General features: G+C 61.0%; 17 protein-coding genes. 10 read left to right on the top strand and 7 right to left on the bottom strand.

The features are described 5' to 3' along the window. The first annotated feature begins 71 nt into the window (after positions 1-71). Complete coding sequence (locus AACU78_RS09210; RefSeq protein WP_106575906.1) at positions 72-608, top strand: DUF3299 domain-containing protein; 537 nt, start codon at positions 72-74, stop codon at positions 606-608. A gap of 119 nt (positions 609-727) precedes the next feature. Here the strand turns inward: AACU78_RS09210 and AACU78_RS09205 are convergent, their stop codons facing one another. Next, a complete protein-coding gene (locus AACU78_RS09205) occupies positions 728-1627 on the bottom strand; it encodes a D-hexose-6-phosphate mutarotase (RefSeq protein ID WP_106575905.1) in 900 nt (299 codons plus the stop codon). A gap of 57 nt (positions 1628-1684) precedes the next feature. Beyond that, a complete protein-coding gene (locus AACU78_RS09200) occupies positions 1685-2089 on the bottom strand; it encodes an acyl-CoA thioesterase (protein WP_003176975.1) in 405 nt (134 codons plus the stop codon). A 454-nt stretch (positions 2090-2543) separates the two neighbouring features. On the opposite strand from AACU78_RS09200, the gene AACU78_RS09195 reads away from it, so the two are divergent. The 7 genes from AACU78_RS09195 (at position 2544) to AACU78_RS09165 (ending at position 12266) form a co-directional block, all read left to right on the top strand. Continuing rightward, the gene (locus AACU78_RS09195) at positions 2544-3833 is read left to right on the top strand and encodes an MFS transporter (protein ID WP_106575904.1); all 1290 of its coding nucleotides are present in this window, start codon (positions 2544-2546) and stop codon (positions 3831-3833) included. Positions 3834-4096: 263 nt separating this feature from the next. After that, a complete protein-coding gene (locus AACU78_RS09190; RefSeq protein WP_106575903.1) occupies positions 4097-5083 on the top strand; it encodes a phosphate ABC transporter substrate-binding protein PstS in 987 nt (328 codons plus the stop codon). 485 nt (positions 5084-5568) lie between these two features. Then, a complete protein-coding gene (locus tag AACU78_RS09185) occupies positions 5569-7602 on the top strand; it encodes an ABC transporter permease subunit (protein ID WP_177410060.1) in 2034 nt (677 codons plus the stop codon). A 15-nt stretch (positions 7603-7617) separates the two neighbouring features. After that, entirely contained in the window at positions 7618-9288 is a 1671-nt protein-coding gene (gene pstA / locus AACU78_RS09180) for a phosphate ABC transporter permease PstA (RefSeq protein ID WP_106575901.1), read from the top strand. A gap of 206 nt (positions 9289-9494) precedes the next feature. Then, positions 9495-10328, top strand: coding sequence for a phosphate ABC transporter ATP-binding protein PstB (pstB, locus tag AACU78_RS09175; RefSeq protein WP_056860879.1), 834 nt, complete (start codon positions 9495-9497; stop codon positions 10326-10328). Positions 10329-10439: 111 nt separating this feature from the next. Continuing rightward, on the top strand, positions 10440-11201 hold the full coding sequence (gene phoU, locus AACU78_RS09170) for a phosphate signaling complex protein PhoU (protein WP_053258703.1): 762 nt from the start codon (positions 10440-10442) through the stop codon (positions 11199-11201). Between the two features lie 168 nt (positions 11202-11369). Continuing rightward, on the top strand, positions 11370-12266 hold the full coding sequence (locus AACU78_RS09165; protein ID WP_106575900.1) for a response regulator: 897 nt from the start codon (positions 11370-11372) through the stop codon (positions 12264-12266). A gap of 179 nt (positions 12267-12445) precedes the next feature. On the opposite strand, the gene AACU78_RS09160 is transcribed toward AACU78_RS09165, so the two are convergent. The 3 genes from AACU78_RS09160 to phoB form a co-directional block, all read right to left on the bottom strand. Then, positions 12446-13786, bottom strand: coding sequence for a hemolysin family protein (locus AACU78_RS09160; protein ID WP_010207573.1), 1341 nt, complete (start codon positions 13784-13786; stop codon positions 12446-12448). Between the two features lie 269 nt (positions 13787-14055). Then, positions 14056-15342: a phosphate regulon sensor histidine kinase PhoR gene (gene phoR, locus AACU78_RS09155; protein ID WP_256586901.1), complete on the bottom strand. Its 1287-nt coding sequence runs from the start codon at positions 15340-15342 to the stop codon at positions 14056-14058. A gap of 134 nt (positions 15343-15476) precedes the next feature. After that, on the bottom strand, positions 15477-16166 hold the full coding sequence (gene phoB / locus AACU78_RS09150) for a phosphate regulon transcriptional regulator PhoB (RefSeq protein ID WP_003195617.1): 690 nt from the start codon (positions 16164-16166) through the stop codon (positions 15477-15479). 153 nt (positions 16167-16319) lie between these two features. Here phoB and AACU78_RS09145 point away from each other — a divergent pair, with 153 nt between their 5' ends. Further along, complete coding sequence (locus AACU78_RS09145; protein ID WP_106575898.1) at positions 16320-16700, top strand: COG4315 family predicted lipoprotein; 381 nt, start codon at positions 16320-16322, stop codon at positions 16698-16700. A gap of 233 nt (positions 16701-16933) precedes the next feature. Here the strand turns inward: AACU78_RS09145 and ubiA are convergent, their stop codons facing one another. After that, positions 16934-17824, bottom strand: a complete 891-nt coding sequence (ubiA, locus tag AACU78_RS09140) for a 4-hydroxybenzoate octaprenyltransferase (RefSeq protein WP_106575897.1) — start codon at positions 17822-17824, stop codon at positions 16934-16936. Next, positions 17824-18387 (bottom strand): chorismate--pyruvate lyase family protein, encoded by a 564-nt coding sequence (locus tag AACU78_RS09135; RefSeq protein WP_106575896.1) that lies wholly within the window; start codon positions 18385-18387, stop codon positions 17824-17826. Before AACU78_RS09135 ends, ubiA begins: the two co-directional genes overlap by 1 nt. A 195-nt stretch (positions 18388-18582) precedes the next feature. Here AACU78_RS09135 and AACU78_RS09130 point away from each other — a divergent pair, with 195 nt between their 5' ends. Further along, positions 18583-18750 carry a rubredoxin gene (locus AACU78_RS09130; protein WP_003213373.1) on the top strand — a complete coding sequence of 56 codons (168 nt, stop codon included), beginning with the start codon at positions 18583-18585 and terminating at the stop codon, positions 18748-18750. Positions 18751-18753 lie beyond the last annotated feature (3 nt).

Genomic DNA, 18753 nt, shown 5'->3' with positions numbered 1-18753 from the left:
GACAAAGCCCTCTGCGCTGCGCAGGCGCAGAGGGCTAGAATGCTCGCCACCTGTACTTGCCGAGCCTCACCATGCGCCGTCTTCTGTTGACTCTCCTCTTGCTGGGCTCTGGCCTGGCGCACGCCGGCGAACTGCCGGAAACCGACTGGCTCGACCTGATGCCGCTGTCGGACCAGAAAGCCCTCGAAGCCATGCCCGAGATCGACCACAACTCCCCCGAAGCCCAAGGCACGTTCACCGACAAAGGTGGCCTCAAGCAAAGCAAGGGCTTGCCGGCGGTGATGTATTCGACCAAGACCGTGGCCGCCATGAATGGCAAGAATATCCGCATCGGCGGTTACCCGGTGCCGCTGGAAACCGACGCCAAGGGCCGCAGCACGCTGTTCTTCCTGGTGCCGTACCCAGGCGCCTGCATCCACGTGCCACCGCCGCCGCCCAACCAGTTGGTGCTGGTGCGCTATCCCAAGGGGTTGAAGCTGGATGACATCTACACGCCGTTGTGGGTTACCGGCACGTTGAAAGTCGAGAAGGTTAATAACGATTTGGCGGATGCGGCGTACGCGCTGGACGCGGGCAAGGTGCGGGCGGTCAAAGAGTCCGATCTTTAATTTGCCGCAGAACCCAATGTGGGAGCGGGCTTGCTCGCGAATGCAGGGTGTCAGTCAGCGCATATGTGGCTGACACTCCGTATTCGCGAGCAAGGCCGCTCCCACATTTTTGATTGGGTTTACACGGCGAGAGGGGTGATGCTTACGCCAAGCGTATGGCTTTCACCGGGCGCCAATGCCACCACATCATCCAGCACATTCGCCGTCTCGATGCACAGCATGCCCTGCCAGCCATCATCGGCCATGTCGTCGAACGCCTTGGCGCGTTCGGTCCATGGGTTCCAGATCACGGTCGAGTTCGAGCCTTGGCTGGTGAGCTGGAGACGACGCTGCCAGTCTTTATCGACAATGCTCAACTGCGCCGGAGTGTTCAGGTAGATGCGGTCGGTCTCGGCGGTGAAGTGCAGCAGGCCGGATTGCTGTTTGTGGCTCCAGCCGTCGGCGGTGTCGATATAGCCCAGCCCGTCCAGGCCTTCGACCTGCACATTGCGCACGTCGCTCACGGCGAAATAGGTGTGCAGCGCCTGGCTGAGGGTCACGGTGTCGGTGCCACGGTTGTGGCTGGTCAGGCGGATATGCAGTTGATCGTCCAGCAGCAGGCTCAGCTTCAGGTCGACCTGATGCGGCCAGCCGGGGAAGCCGCCCTCGGGCACCGGCAATACCAGATCGACGCGCAATGCATCGCCTTCGAGTTCGGTCGCGGCCAATTCCCACAGTGCCGTGCGCACAAAACCATGGGCCCCCGCGGGTTGGTCACTTTGGCGCATCGCCTTCACGCTTTGCGGGTTACGGTCGAATACGCCAAACCACGGCCAGCACACCGGCACGCCGGTACGAATGCCTTTGCCCTGTTTAAACACCGCCTCAGGGTTCGGCCAGATCACTGGCTGCTCGCCCTGGCGCTGGTAACTGAAGATGTGCGCGCCCTGTTGGGCCACCATCACTTCGGCGCCGTTGTGGCGGACGCGCCAGCAGTCCAGCTCGTCGATTTTCACGGTTTCAACGTGGGGCGTAGGCATAGCAGTGCTCTCTCATGGCAGGCAATGGGGCAATTGACCGTCAAAACCCGGCGATGTTTAACGCGCGCGCGACGGCACCGAGCGGGTACGGCCGCTGCCGTCGATGGCGACAAACACAAATACCGCCTCGGTCACCTTGCGCCATTCGCTGGACAGCGGGTCGTCGCTCCACACCTCGACCATCATCTGGATCGAGCTGCGGCCGATTTCCAGGGCCTGGGTATAGAAGGACAATTGCGCGCCGACCGCCACCGGCACCAGGAACGCCATGCGATCGATCGCCACCGTGGCGACACGTCCGCCGGCCACTTTGCTGGCCATGGCGGTGCCGGCCAGGTCCATCTGCGCGACCAGCCAGCCGCCGAAGATATCGCCAAAACCGTTGGTTTCACGCGGAAGTGCGGTGATTTGCAGGGCGAGATCGCCTTGCGGGATAGGATCTTCTTGTTCGAGTTCGATCATGCCGAGGGTGCCTCTGACCCGTGACGCTTCATGGGTATTTCAAGTGGATAGCCGTCTCTGGAAAAGCGTTTCAGCACCAACATACACCGCTCGATGCGTTTCTCGTAAGGCGTACTAAAGGGAAACTCTGCCAAATCGGCTGGATGGCACCCAACGACGTTTTGGCACAGCAGCCCCTCAAGACAGCGGGTTTGGCGCTTGCACGGGCCGAGTATATCGAGACGCTGGCGCCACGACGACCTCCCAGCGCTCATTTGGTCGGCAAATCCCGGCTGTAACGCGGCTTTTTCCTGCAACTGTGCTTCTGATGGCTAATAAAGGGAAGAAACGGGGAATAACGCGCGCCTGCGAAGTGTTATTCGGTGGACGCTGTGCTTTTTCAAACGATTTGCTATCTTGCCAGACCCGCCGCAAGTCCCGGGCTTGCCGTCATTACTATAAGAGAACCCTCCCCATGTCCTCCGTGCCCGCAAGCAGCGCGCAACCGTCGCGCCCGCTGACCCGCAACGACTACAAAACCCTGTCGCTGTCTGCCTTGGGCGGGGCGCTGGAATTTTATGACTTCATCATTTTCGTGTTTTTCGCCACCGTGGTCGGAAAACTGTTCTTCCCCCTTGATATGCCGGAATGGCTGCGCATGATGCAGACCTTCGGCATCTTCGCCGCCGGCTACCTGGCTCGTCCGTTGGGCGGCATCATCATGGCGCACTTTGGCGACCTGCTCGGCCGCAAGAAAATGTTCACCCTGAGCATCTTCATGATGGCCGTGCCGACCTTGATCATGGGCCTGCTGCCGACCTACGCGCAGATCGGCCTGTGGGCGCCGCTTCTGCTGCTGTTGATGCGCGTCATCCAGGGCGCGGCCATCGGCGGCGAAGTACCGGGCGCCTGGGTGTTCGTCTCCGAACACGTGCCGCCGCGCCACATCGGCTATGCCTGCGGCACCCTGACCAGCGGCCTCACCGCCGGCATCCTGTTGGGGTCGCTGGTGGCCACCGCCATCAACTCGCTCTACAGCCCGGAACAAGTGTCCGACTACGCCTGGCGTATCCCGTTCCTGCTGGGCGGCGTGTTTGGCCTGCTCTCGGTGTACCTGCGCCGCTGGCTGCATGAGACGCCGATCTTCGCCGAGATGCAGCAACGCAAAACCTTGGCCGCCGAGCTGCCATTGCGCGCGGTGTTGCGCGACCACCGTGGCGCCATCGTGCTGTCGATGCTGTTGACCTGGTTGCTGTCGGCCGGCGTTGTCGTGGTCATCCTGATGACCCCGACCGTGCTGCAAACCGTCTACCACTTCAGCCCGACCATCGCACTGCAAGCCAACAGCCTGGCCATCGTGACCCTGAGCCTGGGCTGCATCGCTTCCGGCGCCCTGGCTGATCGTTTTGGCGCTGGCCGTGTGCTGGTCATCGGTTGCCTGTTGTTGTTGGCAACATCGTGGACGCTGTACCACAGCTTGATCGATCACCCGAACTGGCTCTTCCCGCTGTACACCCTGACCGGCCTGTTTGTCGGGGTGATCGGCGTGGTGCCTTACGTGATGGTGAAAGCCTTCCCGCCAGTGGTGCGTTTCAGCGGGTTGTCGTTCTCCTACAACGTCGCCTACGCCGTGTTTGGTGGTTTGACGCCGCTGGCGGTGTCGCTGCTGATGAAGGAAAGCCCGATGGGCCCTGCCTACTATGTCGCCGTGCTGTGCGTAATGGGGATGCTGGTGGGTGGCTATCTGTGGAAGCGCGGGCGCTAAAACCTTGTGATGACGCTGTGGCGAGGGCACTCGCTCGCCACAGGGTTTATGGTTGGCCAACGATTACAGAGTGTTTCTGAAACACCGCTTCATGCGCTTCAACCTCCTCGCAAGTCCCGGATTTACTGATCTTTCCCCTTCCTGTCAGGTTTTTCACAAATGCTGGCCTTTCATCTAATTGTCACATTGCGGACATAGAGTGTTCACACGGCCTACCGATACTTGGCCCCGATCCAACTATCCCTATCTGCTAGGAGCAAGGCATGAAACTGAAACGTTTGATGGCGGCAATGACTTTTGTCGCTGCTGGCGTTGCCACCGCTAACGCGGTAGCCGCTGGTGTTGACCCGGCAATTCCGGCTTACGCCAAGACCACCGGTGTATCGGGCAACCTGTCCAGCGTTGGTTCCGACACCCTGGCTAACCTGATGACCCTGTGGGCTGAGTCCTATAAAAAGGAATACCCGAACGTCAACATCCAGATTCAGGCTGCCGGCTCCGCCACTGCTCCTCCTGCGCTGACTGAAGGCACCTCCAACCTGGGCCCGATGAGCCGCAAGATGAAGGACACCGAACTGGCGGCCTTCGAGCAGAAGTACGGCTACAAGCCAACCGCGATCCCGGTGGCTGTGGATGCCCTGGCTGTGTTCGTGCACAAGGACAACCCGATCCAGCACCTGACCATGGAACAAGTCGACGCGATCTTCTCCTCGACGCGTCTGTGCGGTGCCAAAGCTGACGTTAAAACCTGGGGCGACCTGGGTGTGACCGGCGACCTGGCCAACAAGCCGGTGCAACTGTTCGGTCGTAACTCGGTATCCGGCACCTACGGCTACTTCAAAGAAGAAGCCCTGTGCAAAGGCGACTACAAGCCAAACGTGAACGAACAACCAGGTTCGGCGTCGGTTGTGCAGTCGATCAGCTCCTCGCTGAACGGCATCGGTTACTCGGGCATCGGTTACAAAACCGCCAGCGTGAAGACCGTGGCCCTGGCCAAGAAAGGCAGCACTGATTTCATCGAAGACAGCGAAGAAAACGCCCTGAACGGCAAATACCCGCTGTCGCGCTTCCTCTACGTGTACGTCAACAAAGCCCCGAACAAGCCTCTGGCGCCGCTGGAAGCTGAGTTCGTGAAGCTGGTTCTGTCCAAACAGGGCCAGGAAGTTGTCGTCAAAGACGGCTATATCCCGCTGCCAGCCAAAGTGGCCGCCAAAGCCCTGGCTGACCTGGGTTTGAAAGAAGGCAACTAAGCCTGCGATACCTGGTGTAGATGCATGCTTTTTTGTGGAGCGGGCCCTGCCCGCGATGCTGGCGACACGGTGTAGCGTTGAAACCGTATTGATGCCATCGCGGGCAAGCCCGCTCCCACATTAACCGTCTACACCCCTAATTTTTTAGTCCGCTGCCAGCTCTGCTCCGCGGCGGATTTCTTGCGTCACTGCATTGTCATCTTTCTGTCATACAGGATCGCTAGGGTGTGCGCATGAATGATCTGGCCAATTCCACCATGACGACGACTTCTCCCCCCAAGCGCATTGATTTCAATACGCCTGAGCTGCAACGCAAGCGCCGCATTCGCGCGCTCAAAGATCGCCTGACCCGTTGGTACGTGTTGATCGGCGGCCTCGCCGTCCTCGGCGCCATCACCCTGATTTTCTTCTTTCTTGCCTACGTCGTCGCGCCACTGTTCCAGGGCGCCTCGCTGACCAAGGAAGATGCACTGACGCCCGCCTGGATGCAGGACGCCGGCAAGCCGTTGATGATCTCCCTCGAAGAGCAGAACCAGGTCGCCATGCGGGTTTCCGACAAGGGCCAGGCGCTGTTCTTTGATGTGGACACCGGCGCCGAGCTCAAGCGTGTCGATTTACCGCTGCCCGCCGGTGCCAGTGTTGCGTCCATTGGTGAAGACCAGCCGGGCAGCCCGCTGGTGATCCTGGGTTTGTCGAATGGCCAGTCCCTGGTGTTCCGCCACACCTATAAGGTGTCTTACCCGGATGGCAAGAAAACCATCACCCCGGCGATTGAATACCCTTACGGCGAAACGCCGATCGTGCTCGACGAGCAGGGTCGCCCGCTGGAGCACGTCGCACTTAATGCCACCGATTCCTCGCTGGTCGTTGCCGGTTCCGCAGGTTCCTACTTGAACGTGCTGAGCCTGAGCCGCGAAGAAAACATGATGACTGGCGAAGTCACCAGCGAGCAGAAGCGTATCGAGCTGCCGCAAATGACCGAGCCGGTAAAGGCGATCTTCATCGACCCACGCCAGCAGTGGCTGTACGTGATCAACGGTCGTGCCCTTGCCGACGTCTTCAGCCTGCGCGACAAGAGCCTCAATGGTCGCTACAAACTGCTCGAAGACGGTAATGCCGAGATCACCGCCAGCACTCAGCTGGTGGGCGGTATCTCGCTGATCGTGGGTAACTCCAAAGGCGGCCTGGCCCAGTGGTTCATGGCCCGTGACCCGGACGGCGAGCAACGCCTGAAGCAGATCCGTACCTTCCAGATGGGCACCGCGCCCATCGTGGAAATCACCGCTGAAGAACGTCGCAAAGGCTTCACCGCCCTCGACGCGTCCGGCAAGTTCGGCGTGTTCCACAGCACCGCGCACCGCACGCTGCTGGTCGACCCGGTGGTCGATGGCCAAGGCGTATTCGGCCTGTCGCCACGCGCCAACCGCGTCATCGTCGAAGCGGGCGGCAAGCTGCAACCGCTGCTGCTGGACAACCCGCACCCGGAAGTGTCCTGGAGCGCGTTGTGGAGCAAGGTCTGGTACGAAAACTACGACGAGCCTAAATACGTCTGGCAATCGACCGCCGCCAACACTGATTTCGAACCCAAGATGAGCCTGGCGCCGCTGACCTTCGGTACCTTGAAGGCCGCGTTCTACGCCATGCTGCTGGCCGCACCGCTGGCCGTTGCTGCGGCGATCTACACCGCCTACTTCATGGCCCCGAGCCTGCGCCGCAAGGTCAAGCCGGTGATCGAACTGATGGAAGCGATGCCGACGGTGATCCTCGGCTTCTTCGCCGGCCTGTTCCTGGCGCCGTATGTCGAAGGGCACCTGCCGGGGATTTTCAGCCTGCTGATGTTGTTGCCGATTGGCATCCTGGTCGCCGGCTTCGTGTTCAGCCGCTTGCCTGAGTCGATCCGCCTGCGCGTTCCGGATGGCTGGGAAAGCGCGATCCTGATCCCGGTGATCCTGTTTGTGGGCTGGCTCTCGCTGTACATGAGCCCGTACCTGGAAACCTGGTTCTTCGGCGGCGACATGCGCATGTGGATCTCCCACGACCTGGGCATCACCTACGACCAGCGCAACGCTCTGGTGGTCGGCCTGGCCATGGGTTTCGCGGTGATCCCGAACATCTACTCCATCGCCGAAGACGCCGTGTTCAGCGTGCCGCGCGGCCTGACCCTGGGCTCCCTGGCCCTGGGCGCCACGCCATGGCAGACCATGACCCGCGTCGTCATCCTGACCGCCAGCCCGGGGATTTTCTCGGCGCTGATGATCGGCATGGGCCGTGCGGTCGGTGAAACCATGATCGTGTTGATGGCCACCGGTAACACGCCGGTGATGGAGATGAACCTGTTCGAAGGCCTGCGCACCCTGGCGGCTAACGTCGCGGTGGAAATGCCCGAGTCGGAAGTCGGCGGCAGCCACTACCGCGTGCTGTTCCTCTCGGCGCTGGTGCTGCTGTTGTTCACCTTCATCATGAACACCCTCGCCGAGCTGATTCGTCAGCGTCTGCGCAAGAAATACTCGTCGCTTTAAGAAAGGTAGAAGTCTGTGAAACAGAACTCCCTGAATGGATGGTTCAAGAGCGGCGCCCCCGGCGTCTGGATCAGCGGTGGCGCGGTGTCCATCGCGGTCATCATGACCATTGGTTTGCTGGCCGTGATTGCCGTGCGTGGCCTGGGCCACTTCTGGCCGGCTGACCTTATCCAGGCCAACTACAACGTGCCGGGCCAGGAAAACCATATCGTCATCGGCGAAGTGGTGCAGAAAGAAGAAGTGCCACGCGAGCGCCTGAAAAGTGCTGGCCTGCCGGTGCCCGACCAAGGCCCGGAATTCATGACCCGCGAGCTGATCAAGGTCGGCAACCGCGACCTGAACGGCAACGACTTTACCTGGATCGTCGGCGAGTGGCTCAAGGACCAGACCAAGCCGGCCAACCTGATGGCCATCGAACGCCGTGAATGGGGCAACTTCTACGGCACCCTGGTCAACGTCAAACAGGACGGCAAGGTCATCGCCGAAGGCGAGGCCGCATGGCCGGAGCTGCAGGCCCGCGTTGACCGCGTGAACAAGCTGGCGGCGCAACTCAAGAGTCTGGAAAAAACCGACATCGGCGCGATCAACGCCGGGCTGGAGCGTATCCGCCTGCACGGTCGCAAGCTGGAGCTGGAAGGCAAGCTCGACGCTACCGCCCAAGCTGATATGGACTCGGACCGCGCAGAACTGAACAACCGCTACAAGGACATCGAAGCGCGCCTGGCGGACCTGCACACGCAGTTCAACCGCGACAGCCTGACGGCGCGCGACGCTAACGGCAAAGAAGTGGAAATCGGCATCGGCAAGGTGGTGCACGCCTACCAGCCGAACGCCATGGGCACGATGACCAAAATCGGCTTCTACTTCAGCAAGGTCTGGGAATTCCTCAGCGATGACCCACGGGAAGCCAACACCGAAGGCGGGATCTTCCCGGCGATTTTCGGCACCGTGATGATGACCCTGATCATGGCGATGATCGTGACGCCGTTCGGCGTACTGGCGGCGGTGTACCTGCGTGAATATGCCAAGCAGAACACCCTGACGCGCATTATCCGCATTGCGGTGAACAACCTGGCGGGCGTACCGGCCATCGTCTACGGCGTGTTCGGCCTGGGCTTCTTCGTGTATGTGCTGGGTGGCTCGGTTGACCGTCTGTTCTTCGCCGAGGCTCTGCCGGCACCCACGTTCGGTACGCCGGGCCTGTTGTGGGCCTCGCTGACGCTGGCGCTGCTGGCGGTGCCGGTCGTGATCGTGGCCACCGAAGAAGGCCTGGCGCGGATTCCCCGCACCGTGCGCGAGGGTTCGTTGGCACTGGGCGCGACCAAGGCAGAAACGCTGTGGAAGATCGTGCTGCCGATGGCCAGCCCGGCGATGATGACCGGCATGATTCTCGCCGTGGCCCGCGCCGCCGGTGAAGTGGCGCCGCTGATGCTGGTGGGTGTGGTGAAACTGGCGCCGTCGCTGCCGGTGGACGGCAACTACCCGTACCTGCACCTGGACCAGAAGATCATGCACCTGGGCTTCCATATCTATGACGTCGGCTTCCAGAGCCCCAACGTCGAAGCTGCGCGGCCGTTGGTGTACGCCACCGCCTTGTTGCTGGTGCTGGTGATCGCCACGCTCAACTTGTCGGCGGTGTGGATCCGTAACCACCTGCGCGAAAAATACAAGGCGCTGGACAGCTAATTGAAGTGAACGCGTACTAAATGTGGGAGCGGGCTTGCTCGCGAATGCGGTGTATCGGAAACACTTGGGCTGGCTGACAGACCGCATTCGCGAGCAAGCCCGCTCCCACACTGAACCGCGCCGGACACAGATTTGAGATAAACCGCCAGGCCCAATCATGGGGCCATCGGTTCAATGAAACGAATTGGTAGCACAGGGAGCATCCCATGCAACACGAAACCCACACCCACGGCATTAACATGTCGGCCCTGGGTCGCGACAAGCAGAGCCTGAGCCTGGCCCAGGAAACCGTGGCCATCGAAGTGCCGGGCCTGAGCCTTTACTACGGTGAGAAGCAGGCGCTGTTCGACGTCAGCATGAACATCCCCAAGCAGCGCGTGACCGCCTTCATCGGCCCGTCCGGCTGCGGCAAGTCGACGTTGCTGCGCACCTTCAACCGCATGAACGACCTGGTCGACGGTTGCCGTGTAGAAGGCGCGATCAACCTCTACGGCACCAACATCTACCGCAAGGGCGAAGACGTGGCCGAACTGCGCCGCCGGGTGGGCATGGTGTTCCAGAAGCCCAACCCGTTCCCCAAGACCATCTACGAAAACGTGGTCTACGGCCTGCGCATCCAGGGCATCAATAAAAAACGCATCCTTGACGAAGCCGTTGAGTGGGCGCTCAAAGGCGCGGCACTGTGGGATGAGGTCAAAGACCGTCTGCACGAGTCGGCCCTCGGTTTGTCCGGCGGCCAGCAGCAACGTCTGGTGATCGCCCGCACCATCGCCGTGGAGCCGGAAGTGCTGCTGCTCGACGAACCGTGCTCGGCACTCGACCCGATCTCCACATTGAAAGTCGAAGAGCTGATCTACGAACTGAAATCCAAGTTCACCATCGTCATCGTGACCCACAACATGCAACAGGCGGCGCGGGTTTCCGACTACACCGCGTTCATGTACATGGGCAAGCTGGTGGAATTTGGCGACACCGATACCCTGTTCACCAACCCGGCGAAGAAGCAGACCGAAGACTACATCACCGGTCGCTATGGCTAGCCCCAGCTGCACGCCGCACGTTTCAAGCGGCAAGTAAAAGCAGTTTGATCAACGACACACATCAGCTTGCAGCTTGTAGCCTGCGGCTTACAGCTTTTGCGGAGCAAACCCATGATTAGCAAAGAAGGCCTTACCCATCACATCTCCGCGCAGTTCAACGCCGAGCTTGAGGAGGTGCGCAGCCACCTCCTGGCGATGGGCGGGCTGGTGGAGAAGCAAGTCAACGACGCCGTCACCGCGCTGATCGAGGCCGACTCGGGCCTGGCCCAGCAAGTGCGTGAGATCGATGACCAGATCAACCAGATGGAACGCAACATCGACGAAGAATGCCTGCGCATTCTGGCGCGGCGCCAGCCGGCGGCGTCTGACCTGCGTTTGATCATCAGCATCTCCAAGTCGGTGATCGACCTGGAGCGCATCGGTGACGAAGCCACCAAGATCGCCCGTCGCGCCATCCAGTTGTGCGAAGAAGGCGAAGCGCCGCGCGGTTACGTGGAAGTGCGCCACATCGGCGACCAGGTGCGCAACATGGTGCGCGACGCCCTCGACGCTTTTGCCCGCTTCGACGCCGAGCTGGCATTGTCGGTAGCGCAGTACGACAAGACCATCGACCGCGAATACAAGACCGCACTGCGCGAGCTGGCGACCTACATGATGGAAGACCCGCGCTCTATCTCGCGGGTCTTGAACATCATCTGGGTGCTGCGTTCGCTGGAGCGTATCGGCGACCACGCGCGCAATATCTCGGAACTGGTGATTTACCTGGTACGCGGTACCGACGTGCGGCACATGGGCCTCAAGCGCATGAAAGCCGAAGTTGAAGGCACAGCCGATCAAATCCCTAATGTTCCGGGCGAATCTGACGATAAGTAAGGTTGCCCGAGAAATTAACGCCCGGCCTTTGGTCGGGCGTTTTCGTTTGCGGCATCTGAATTTTTTGCGCGGCAGGAACAATAAAGTCCTTCTGTGACCCGCGAGTTTTGGCAAAATGCCATCAGTCAGGCGTTTTGCGTGCCGAAGTTTTTATAGGATGAAGGGTCGATGAGTAAAGTCAGTGTATTGGTGGTGGACGATGCCTCGTTTATCCGCGACCTGGTGAAGAAGTGCCTGCGCAACTACTTTCCGGGGATCAAGATCGAAGATGCGGTGAACGGCAAAAAGGCGCAATCCATCCTGATGCGCGAGACCTTCGACCTGGTGCTGTGCGACTGGGAAATGCCCGAGATGTCAGGCCTGGAGTTGCTGACCTGGTGCCGCGAGCAGGCCCATCTCAAAGCCATGCCGTTCGTGATGGTGACCAGCCGTGGCGACAAGGAAAACGTGGTGCAGGCCATTCAGGCCGGCGTCTCCGGCTACGTCAGCAAGCCGTTCACCAACGAGCAATTGCTGAACAAGGTCAAGCAGGCGCTGCACAAGATCGGTCGCCTCGACGCGCTGATCGCCAGTGCGCCGACCAAAATGAATTCAGCTTTTGGCAACGACTCCCTGAGCGCCCTGACCGGCGGCAAGCCTGAAGCCGTGAAACCGGCGCCGGTGGCTGCGCCAAGCAAAGGCCTGCTCAACAGCCCGCCGGTGCAAACGCCAGCGGCATCGCCGGCCGGCGGCCGTGGCCAAGGCCAGCTGCGCCTGTCCAGCGGCACCCAGCAATGCGTGATCAAAGCGCTGAGCATCAAGGAAGCGCTGCTGGTGGTGCGCCGTGGTGAAGTCCTGCCGCAGGTACTGGAAAGCGCGGTGCTCGACCTTGAGCAAGGCGACAACGCCGAAGTGGCACGCCTCAACGGCTACCTGCACGCCGTCGTCGCCTACGAGCCCAAGCCCGACAGCGACTGGCTGCAGCTGACCTTCCGGTTTATCGACCAGGACGCGCAGAAACTCGACTACATCTCCCGCCTGATCGCACGCGGCACGGCGCAGAAGCACTTTGTGCCGGGTGCGTGATGACAGCGCAGACGCTGTCGATAAACATCACACACTAAATGTGGGAGCGGGCTTGCTCGCGAATGCGGACTATCAGTCATTGAATAAATCGACTGAACCAGCGCTTTCGCGAGCAAGCCCGCTCCCACAGGTTGATTTTCATTGTTTGGCCGAAGGTGCACGGCCATCACCTTTGCAGATCAATCCAGCAACAGCACCTTGGCCAGCACGATCTTGGGCCCTTTCATCTTCTTGATGATGATTCGCAAGCCTTCAACCTCCAACACTTCTTCCTCTTCCGGCACGCGTTTGAGGGTGTCGTAGATCAGCCCGGCGAGGGTTTCGGCTTCGATGTGGTCCAGGTCGACGCCCAGCAGGCGTTCCACCTTGAACAGCGGCGTGTCGCCACGTACCAGCAGTTTGCCCGGTTGGTAGGCGAGAATGCCGCGTTCGGCCTTGCGGTGTTCGTCCTGGATATCGCCGACCAGCACTTCCAGCACGTCTTCCATGGTCAGGTAGCCGATGATCTTGCCGTCGGCTTCCTCTACCAGAGCAAAGTGCGCGCCGCCTTTGCGGAACTGCTCCAGCAACTGCGACAACGGCATATGGCGCGATACGCGCTCCAGCGGGCGGGTCAGCTCGGCCAGGTTGAACGACTCGGGGATGTGGTCCAGAGCCGCCAGTTCCAGCAGCAAGTCCTTGATGTGCAGCAGGCCGACAAACTCGTTGCGCACCGCGTCATACACCGGGTAGCGGCTGAATTTGTGGCGGCGGAACAGCGCGAGGATTTCCTTGAGCGGGGCGTTGAAGTCGAGGGTGACCAGGTCTTCGCGAGAGTTGGCCCAGTCCACCACTTCCAGTTCGCCCATTTCCACGGCGGAGGCGAGTACACGCATGCCTTGGTCGCTCGGGTCCTGGCCACGGCTGGAGTGCAGGATCAGCTTCAGTTCTTCACGGCTGTAATGGTGCTCATGGTGCGGGCCAGGCTCGCCTTGGCCGGCAATACGCAAGATGGCGTTTGCGCTGGCGTTGAGCAGGTAAATCGCCGGGTACATCGCCCAGTAGAACAGGTACAACGGCACTGCGGTCCACAGCGACAGCAACTCGGGTTTGCGGATGGCCCAGGATTTAGGCGCCAATTCACCCACCACGATGTGCAGGTAGGAGATCACAAAGAAGGCGGCAAAGAACGACACGCCCTTGATCACTTCCGGCGACTCTACGCCCACCGCGCCCAGCAACGGCTCGAGGATATGCGCAAAAGCCGGCTCACCGACCCAGCCCAGGCCCAGGGAGGCGAGGGTGATACCCAGCTGGCAGGCCGACAGGTAGGCGTCGAGCTGGCTGTGCACGGTGCGCAGGATCTGCCCGCGCCAGCCGTTCTTGTGGGCGATGGCCTCGACCCGGGTGGCGCGCAGTTTGACCATGGCGAATTCCGCCGCAACGAAGAAACCGTTGAGCAGTACCAGGATCAGTGCAAAAAGAATCATGCCGAAGTCGGCGAAGAGTGTAGCGAGGGTGATGCCAGGGGAAGGGTCCATGATGGGGTTTTGCAGGTTCCGTGTGTTCAATAAAGGGTGACAGAAGTGCCTGAAAGGCAGGCGCAAGTCGGCCAATGTAGCGGCTGACGGGGCGCTTGCCTAGTGCCCGCTGCCGGGCGGGGCCTGGAATACGTTCGTCAACACGCTGCATGTCCAATGTGGGAGCGGGCTTGCTCGCGAAGGCGTTGGGTCAGTCAACACGTTCATAACTGACCCACCGCCTTCGCGAGCAAGCCCGCTCCCACACTTAGTTCAGCGTCGCTTTCGGGTTATTCATCTGTGCCGATCACCCGCGAACGCGTCACCTGCGTCGGCGCAAAGTGGCAGGTAAACGTGCTGCCATGCCCCAGCACACTGCTGATTTCCAGCCGTGCGCGATGGCGCAACAGCACATGCTTGACGATGGCCAGGCCCAGCCCGGTGCCGCCGGTATTGGAGTTGCGGCTGGAGTCGACGCGGTAGAAGCGCTCGGTCAGGCGCGGCAAGTGTTTGGCGTCGATGCCGATGCCGGAGTCCTGCACGCTCAGGTGTGCGCCGTGTTCATCGGCCCACCAGCGAATGCGGATATTGCCCTTGTCCTGGGTGTACTTCACGGCGTTGAACACCAGGTTGGAAAACGCGCTGCGCAACTCGCCCTCGCTGCCTTTGAGCAGCACCAGCGGGTCGGCGTCCAGGCTGATCTGCTGCCCACGCTCGCCGGATAGCGCCTGGGCGTCATTCTTGATGGTCTGCAACAGGCTCTGCACGGCGACGGGATGGTTGTCCGACGGGTAATCGGTGGCCTCGAGCTTGGCCAGCAACAGCAGGTCGTTGAGCAGGGTCTGCATGCGCGAGCCCTGTTGCTGCATTTGCTGCAGGGCGCGGCTCCAGCGCGGGTTGATCTCGTCGACGTTGTCCAGCAGCGTCTCCAGGTAGCCGCAGATCACCGTCAACGGCGTGCGCAGTTCGTGGGAGACGTTGGCGACGAAGTCTTTGCGCATCTGTTCCAACTGGTGGATGCGAGTCACGTCGCGCACCAGCATCAGGTGCTCGTTGTTGCCGTAGCGCGTCAGGTACAGCTGGATGCGCACGCGGTCATTGGTGGGCGAGGGGATTTCCAGGGCTTCTTCGTAATTGTCCTGCTCGAAGTATTCCTTGAAGCGCGGGTGGCGCACCAGGTTGGTCACCGGCTGGCCGCTGTCCTGGGGCGTCTTGAGGCCCAGCAGGGTTTCGGCGGCGCGGTTCCACCATTCCAGGTTGCCGTCGCTGTCGAGCATGATCACCGCGTCCTTGAGCGCGGCGGTGGACTCCTGCACCCGGTCGATCACCGCCTGCAGGCGCCCGCGAACCCGTTGGTCACGACGTTGCAAGTGGTAGATGCTGTCGAACACCTCGCCCCACAGGCCGTAGCCGTCAGGCGGTGCTTCGTCGGGTTTGTGCTGGCGCAGCCATTCATGCAGGCGCAGCAGCTGTTTGAGGGTCCAGCCCAGGTACAGACCGATGCCGACGGCCAGGCTCCAGCCGTATTGGCCGCTGACCAGGCCGACCACCAGGCAGCCGGTGATCAATAACAGCATGTGGCGGATCAGGGTGCCATGCCAGTTCTGGTTCACAATCGGTCCTTCGGACAGTGAAAATTTTCAGGCTGCAAGCTTCAAGTCAGAGCGGATGGGCTTCAACTCCGCTTGTAGCTAACTGCTTTTAGCTGCTTTCAACCTTTGGTTGAAAACCGATAGCCGGTGCCGCGCACGGTTTGTACCAGATTCTCGTAGGCGTCGCCCAAGGCTTTGCGCAGGCGGCGGATGTGCACGTCGACGGTGCGCTCTTCCACGTACACATTGCCGCCCCACACCTGGTCCAACAGTTGGCCACGGGTGTAGGCGCGTTCCTGGTGGGTCATGAAAAATTGCAGCAGACGGTATTCGGTCGGGCCCATCTCGGCTGGCTTGCCATCGATGGTCACGCGGTGGCTGATCGGGTCCAGGATCAGGCCGTCGACTTCGATCGGCGCTTCGCCATCGGTAGGGCCAGCACGGCGCAGCACGGCCTTCAGGCGGGCAACCAGCTCGCGTGGGGAAAATGGCTTGGTGATGTAGTCATCGGCGCCGACTTCCAGGCCCTGGATCTTGTTGTCCTCTTCGCCTTTGGCCGTGAGCATGATGATCGGGATGTCCCCGGTCAGCTCGTCACGCTTGAGGCGGCGGGCCAGCTCGATGCCGGAGGTGCCGGGCAGCATCCAGTCCAGCAGGATCAGGTCCGGCTTGCGGTCGACGATAATGGCATGGGCCTGCTGGGAGTTCTCCGCCTCCAGGCAGTCATAGCCGGCCATTTCCAACGCAACGGCGATCATCTCGCGAATGGGCGCTTCGTCGTCAACGATCAGAATGCTCCTGCCAACCATGCCTAAATCCTCTTGTCATTTAACTGTCTTGCGCCGCATTAGATAACGGAATTATTGCAGTCGTGTGACAGTAATTTAGTCGCTTGGGCAATTCTCGGCACTCTGGACTACCCTTTGGGTCCGAATCCTGACAACCACAAAAGGAAGGTTCCGATGACTCACAGTACTTTTTCCTGGAAAGCCCTGCTGGTAACGGCCGCGTTGACGCTGCCGACACTGGCGTTTGCGGCGGAGCCGGCGATGACCAAAGACGGCATGCTGGTGGACCACAAGGGCATGACGCTCTACACCTTTGCCAAGGACTCGGGTGACAAGTCCATGTGCAACGACAAGTGCGCCACCAACTGGCCGCCGTTGATGGCCGAATCCACCGACAAGCCGATGGGCAAGTGGACCGTCATCACCCGTGATGATCAAAAAAGCCAATGGGCCTACAGCGGCAAGCCGCTTTACACCTTCGTGATGGACAAGAAGGCCGGTGACATGACCGGTGACGGCAAAATGGACGGTGCCTGGAAGGTCGCCAAGCCCTGACCACCTGACGGCCAGCGAGCTGGTTGTGGCGAGCAGGCCGGTCAAAGCAACGGGCTTGTCGTGGGCTGAGGACCTGTCGTGGCGAGCGGGCTTGCCCCGCGTTGAGCTGCGAAGCAGCCCTGAAACCTGACGCCTCGGTCTGTGTGACAAAACACAGTGGCCCTGCGAGGGGCCGCTACGCGGCCCAACGCGGGGCAAGCCCGCTCGCCACAACCAGCCCGCTCCCCACAGGGTCAACGAAACGCGTAATCCGCCACGATCCCGACAAAAATTGCCAACCCGGCCCAGTGGTTGTGCAAAAACGCCTTGAAGCATTTCAGCCGGTCCTTGTCGCGGGTGTACCAGAACTCCCAGACAAAGCAGCCTGCCGCCGCCAGCAACCCCAGGTGGAACCAGCCGCCCAACTCGAACCGCATACCCGCCAGCACCAGGCAGACCAGCGACAGGCCTTGCAATGTGAGAATGATCACGCGGTCGGCATCGCCGAACAGAATGGCAGTGGATTTCACGCCGATCTTCAAGTCGTCGTCGCGGTCGGTCATCGCGTAATACGTGTCATAGCCCACCGTCCACAACAGGTTGGCGATGTACAGCAGCCACGCCGTGGCAGGCAGGTGACCGGTCTCAGCGGTGAACGCCATCGGCATGCCCCACGAAAATGCCGCGCCCAGTACCACTTGCGGGTAATAGGTGTAGCGCTTCATGAACGGGTAGCTCGCCGCCAACGCCAGGCCGCCGAGTGACAGCAGGATGGTGGTGGCGTTGGTCAGCAACACCAGCAGGAAGCTGATGCCCATCAGCACCGCAAAAAACACCAGCGCCTCTTTGGAACTGATCTTGCCGCTCACCAATGGGCGTTGTTCGGTGCGTTTCACGTGGCCGTCGACCTTGCGATCGGCCCAGTCATTGATCACACAGCCACCGGCGCGGGTCAGCACCACGCCGAGCACGAAAATCACGATATTGAGCAAGGACGGCGAGCCCTTGCCGGCAATCCACAGCGCCCACAGCGTCGGCCACAACAGCAGGTAAATGCCGATGGGCTTGTCCATGCGGGTCAACTGAATGAAATCCCAGGCCCTGGGGTTCAGGTGGTTCAGGGATTTGAGCAGACGTTGATACATCAGCAGTTCTCCGCACGGTCATGCAACGCCTGCCAGAAGCCCGGCAGGAAAATTTCCGCCACCAGCACGCTCAGCGACCCGCGATCAAAGCGCGAGCGGCGTCCCCACAACCCGTCGGCCTGATCCGCAGTCGGCAGCCATTGCCGTGGGTAGTGGCACACCTCGATGGCCTGGCGGGTGAAGGCGTGGTCGCAAAACAGCAACTCGCCCAGCGAACGGCTGCCCAGTTCGTCCATGTGCAGCCCGTCGCCTTGCAAGGCACTGCGCGCCGCCACGCTGCGCGCGAACACCCACGGCTGACCATGGCCGCGCAGATACACCTCGCGCACCCAACCGACAGTGGCCGGGGCCAGGTTCAGCGCCGCGCATTCATCGTCGCGCAGCGGTTGCCAACCTTCGAACAGCGGCGTCACGCTGAAGCCATCGTCGGACAGGCCCGTCAGCCGGCGCGTCAACGAGCCTTCGTCGAACAGCCAGTCAAGGGTCAAGGGCGCGGGCAGTGGGCTCAGGAGGCTCTGGGTCAGCCATTGGCAAGCATCGGGAGGGGCGATTGAGTGCGGCACGGTGAGTCAGTATTGGCAGCAAAAGAGGCGGCGAGCTTACCATGGCATCCTGAGCTTTTGCCGGGCTGAACCGGCCGTTTGCGCCGAACATGCTTGCATCTGCCGGCTCCGATCAGTACAAAACGCCCTGAGCCGCACGGCAACGTTGGTCTATCGACCGTCGGCCAAGATGCCTGGACCCTGAGGAAGCAAGTAATGAAGAAGTGGCAATGTGTAGTCTGCGGCCTGATCTATGACGAAAAAGACGGCTGGCCGGATGACGGTATCGCACCGGGCACCCTGTGGCAGGACGTTCCGGAAGACTGGCTGTGCCCGGACTGCGGCGTGGGCAAAATGGATTTCGAAATGATCGAAATCGGTTAATCA

The organism is Pseudomonas sp. R9.37, from assembly GCF_963878885.1.
Lineage (GTDB): Bacteria > Pseudomonadota > Gammaproteobacteria > Pseudomonadales > Pseudomonadaceae > Aquipseudomonas.
The sequence above is the reverse complement of the archived record's forward strand: the minus strand, read 5'-3'. Positions and strand labels throughout refer to the sequence as shown.

Excerpts from the sequence above, each read along its gene's own strand:
- AACU78_RS09210 (WP_106575906.1), top strand. The coding sequence starts at position 72 with ATGCGCCGTCTTCTGTTGACTCTCCTCTTGCTGGGCTCTGGCCTGGCG.
- AACU78_RS09205 (WP_106575905.1), bottom strand. The coding sequence starts at position 1,627 with ATGCCTACGCCCCACGTTGAAACCGTGAAAATCGACGAGCTGGACTGC.
- AACU78_RS09200 (WP_003176975.1), bottom strand. The coding sequence starts at position 2,089 with ATGATCGAACTCGAACAAGAAGATCCTATCCCGCAAGGCGATCTCGCC.
- AACU78_RS09195 (WP_106575904.1), top strand. The coding sequence starts at position 2,544 with ATGTCCTCCGTGCCCGCAAGCAGCGCGCAACCGTCGCGCCCGCTGACC.
- AACU78_RS09190 (WP_106575903.1), top strand. The coding sequence starts at position 4,097 with ATGAAACTGAAACGTTTGATGGCGGCAATGACTTTTGTCGCTGCTGGC.
- AACU78_RS09185 (WP_177410060.1), top strand. The coding sequence starts at position 5,569 with ATGCAGGACGCCGGCAAGCCGTTGATGATCTCCCTCGAAGAGCAGAAC.
- pstB (WP_056860879.1), top strand. The coding sequence starts at position 9,495 with ATGCAACACGAAACCCACACCCACGGCATTAACATGTCGGCCCTGGGT.
- phoU (WP_053258703.1), top strand. The coding sequence starts at position 10,440 with ATGATTAGCAAAGAAGGCCTTACCCATCACATCTCCGCGCAGTTCAAC.
- AACU78_RS09165 (WP_106575900.1), top strand. The coding sequence starts at position 11,370 with ATGAGTAAAGTCAGTGTATTGGTGGTGGACGATGCCTCGTTTATCCGC.
- AACU78_RS09160 (WP_010207573.1), bottom strand. The coding sequence starts at position 13,786 with ATGGACCCTTCCCCTGGCATCACCCTCGCTACACTCTTCGCCGACTTC.
- phoR (WP_256586901.1), bottom strand. The coding sequence starts at position 15,342 with ATGCTGTTATTGATCACCGGCTGCCTGGTGGTCGGCCTGGTCAGCGGC.
- phoB (WP_003195617.1), bottom strand. The coding sequence starts at position 16,166 with ATGGTTGGCAGGAGCATTCTGATCGTTGACGACGAAGCGCCCATTCGC.
- AACU78_RS09145 (WP_106575898.1), top strand. The coding sequence starts at position 16,320 with ATGACTCACAGTACTTTTTCCTGGAAAGCCCTGCTGGTAACGGCCGCG.
- ubiA (WP_106575897.1), bottom strand. The coding sequence starts at position 17,824 with ATGTATCAACGTCTGCTCAAATCCCTGAACCACCTGAACCCCAGGGCC.
- AACU78_RS09130 (WP_003213373.1), top strand. The coding sequence starts at position 18,583 with ATGAAGAAGTGGCAATGTGTAGTCTGCGGCCTGATCTATGACGAAAAA.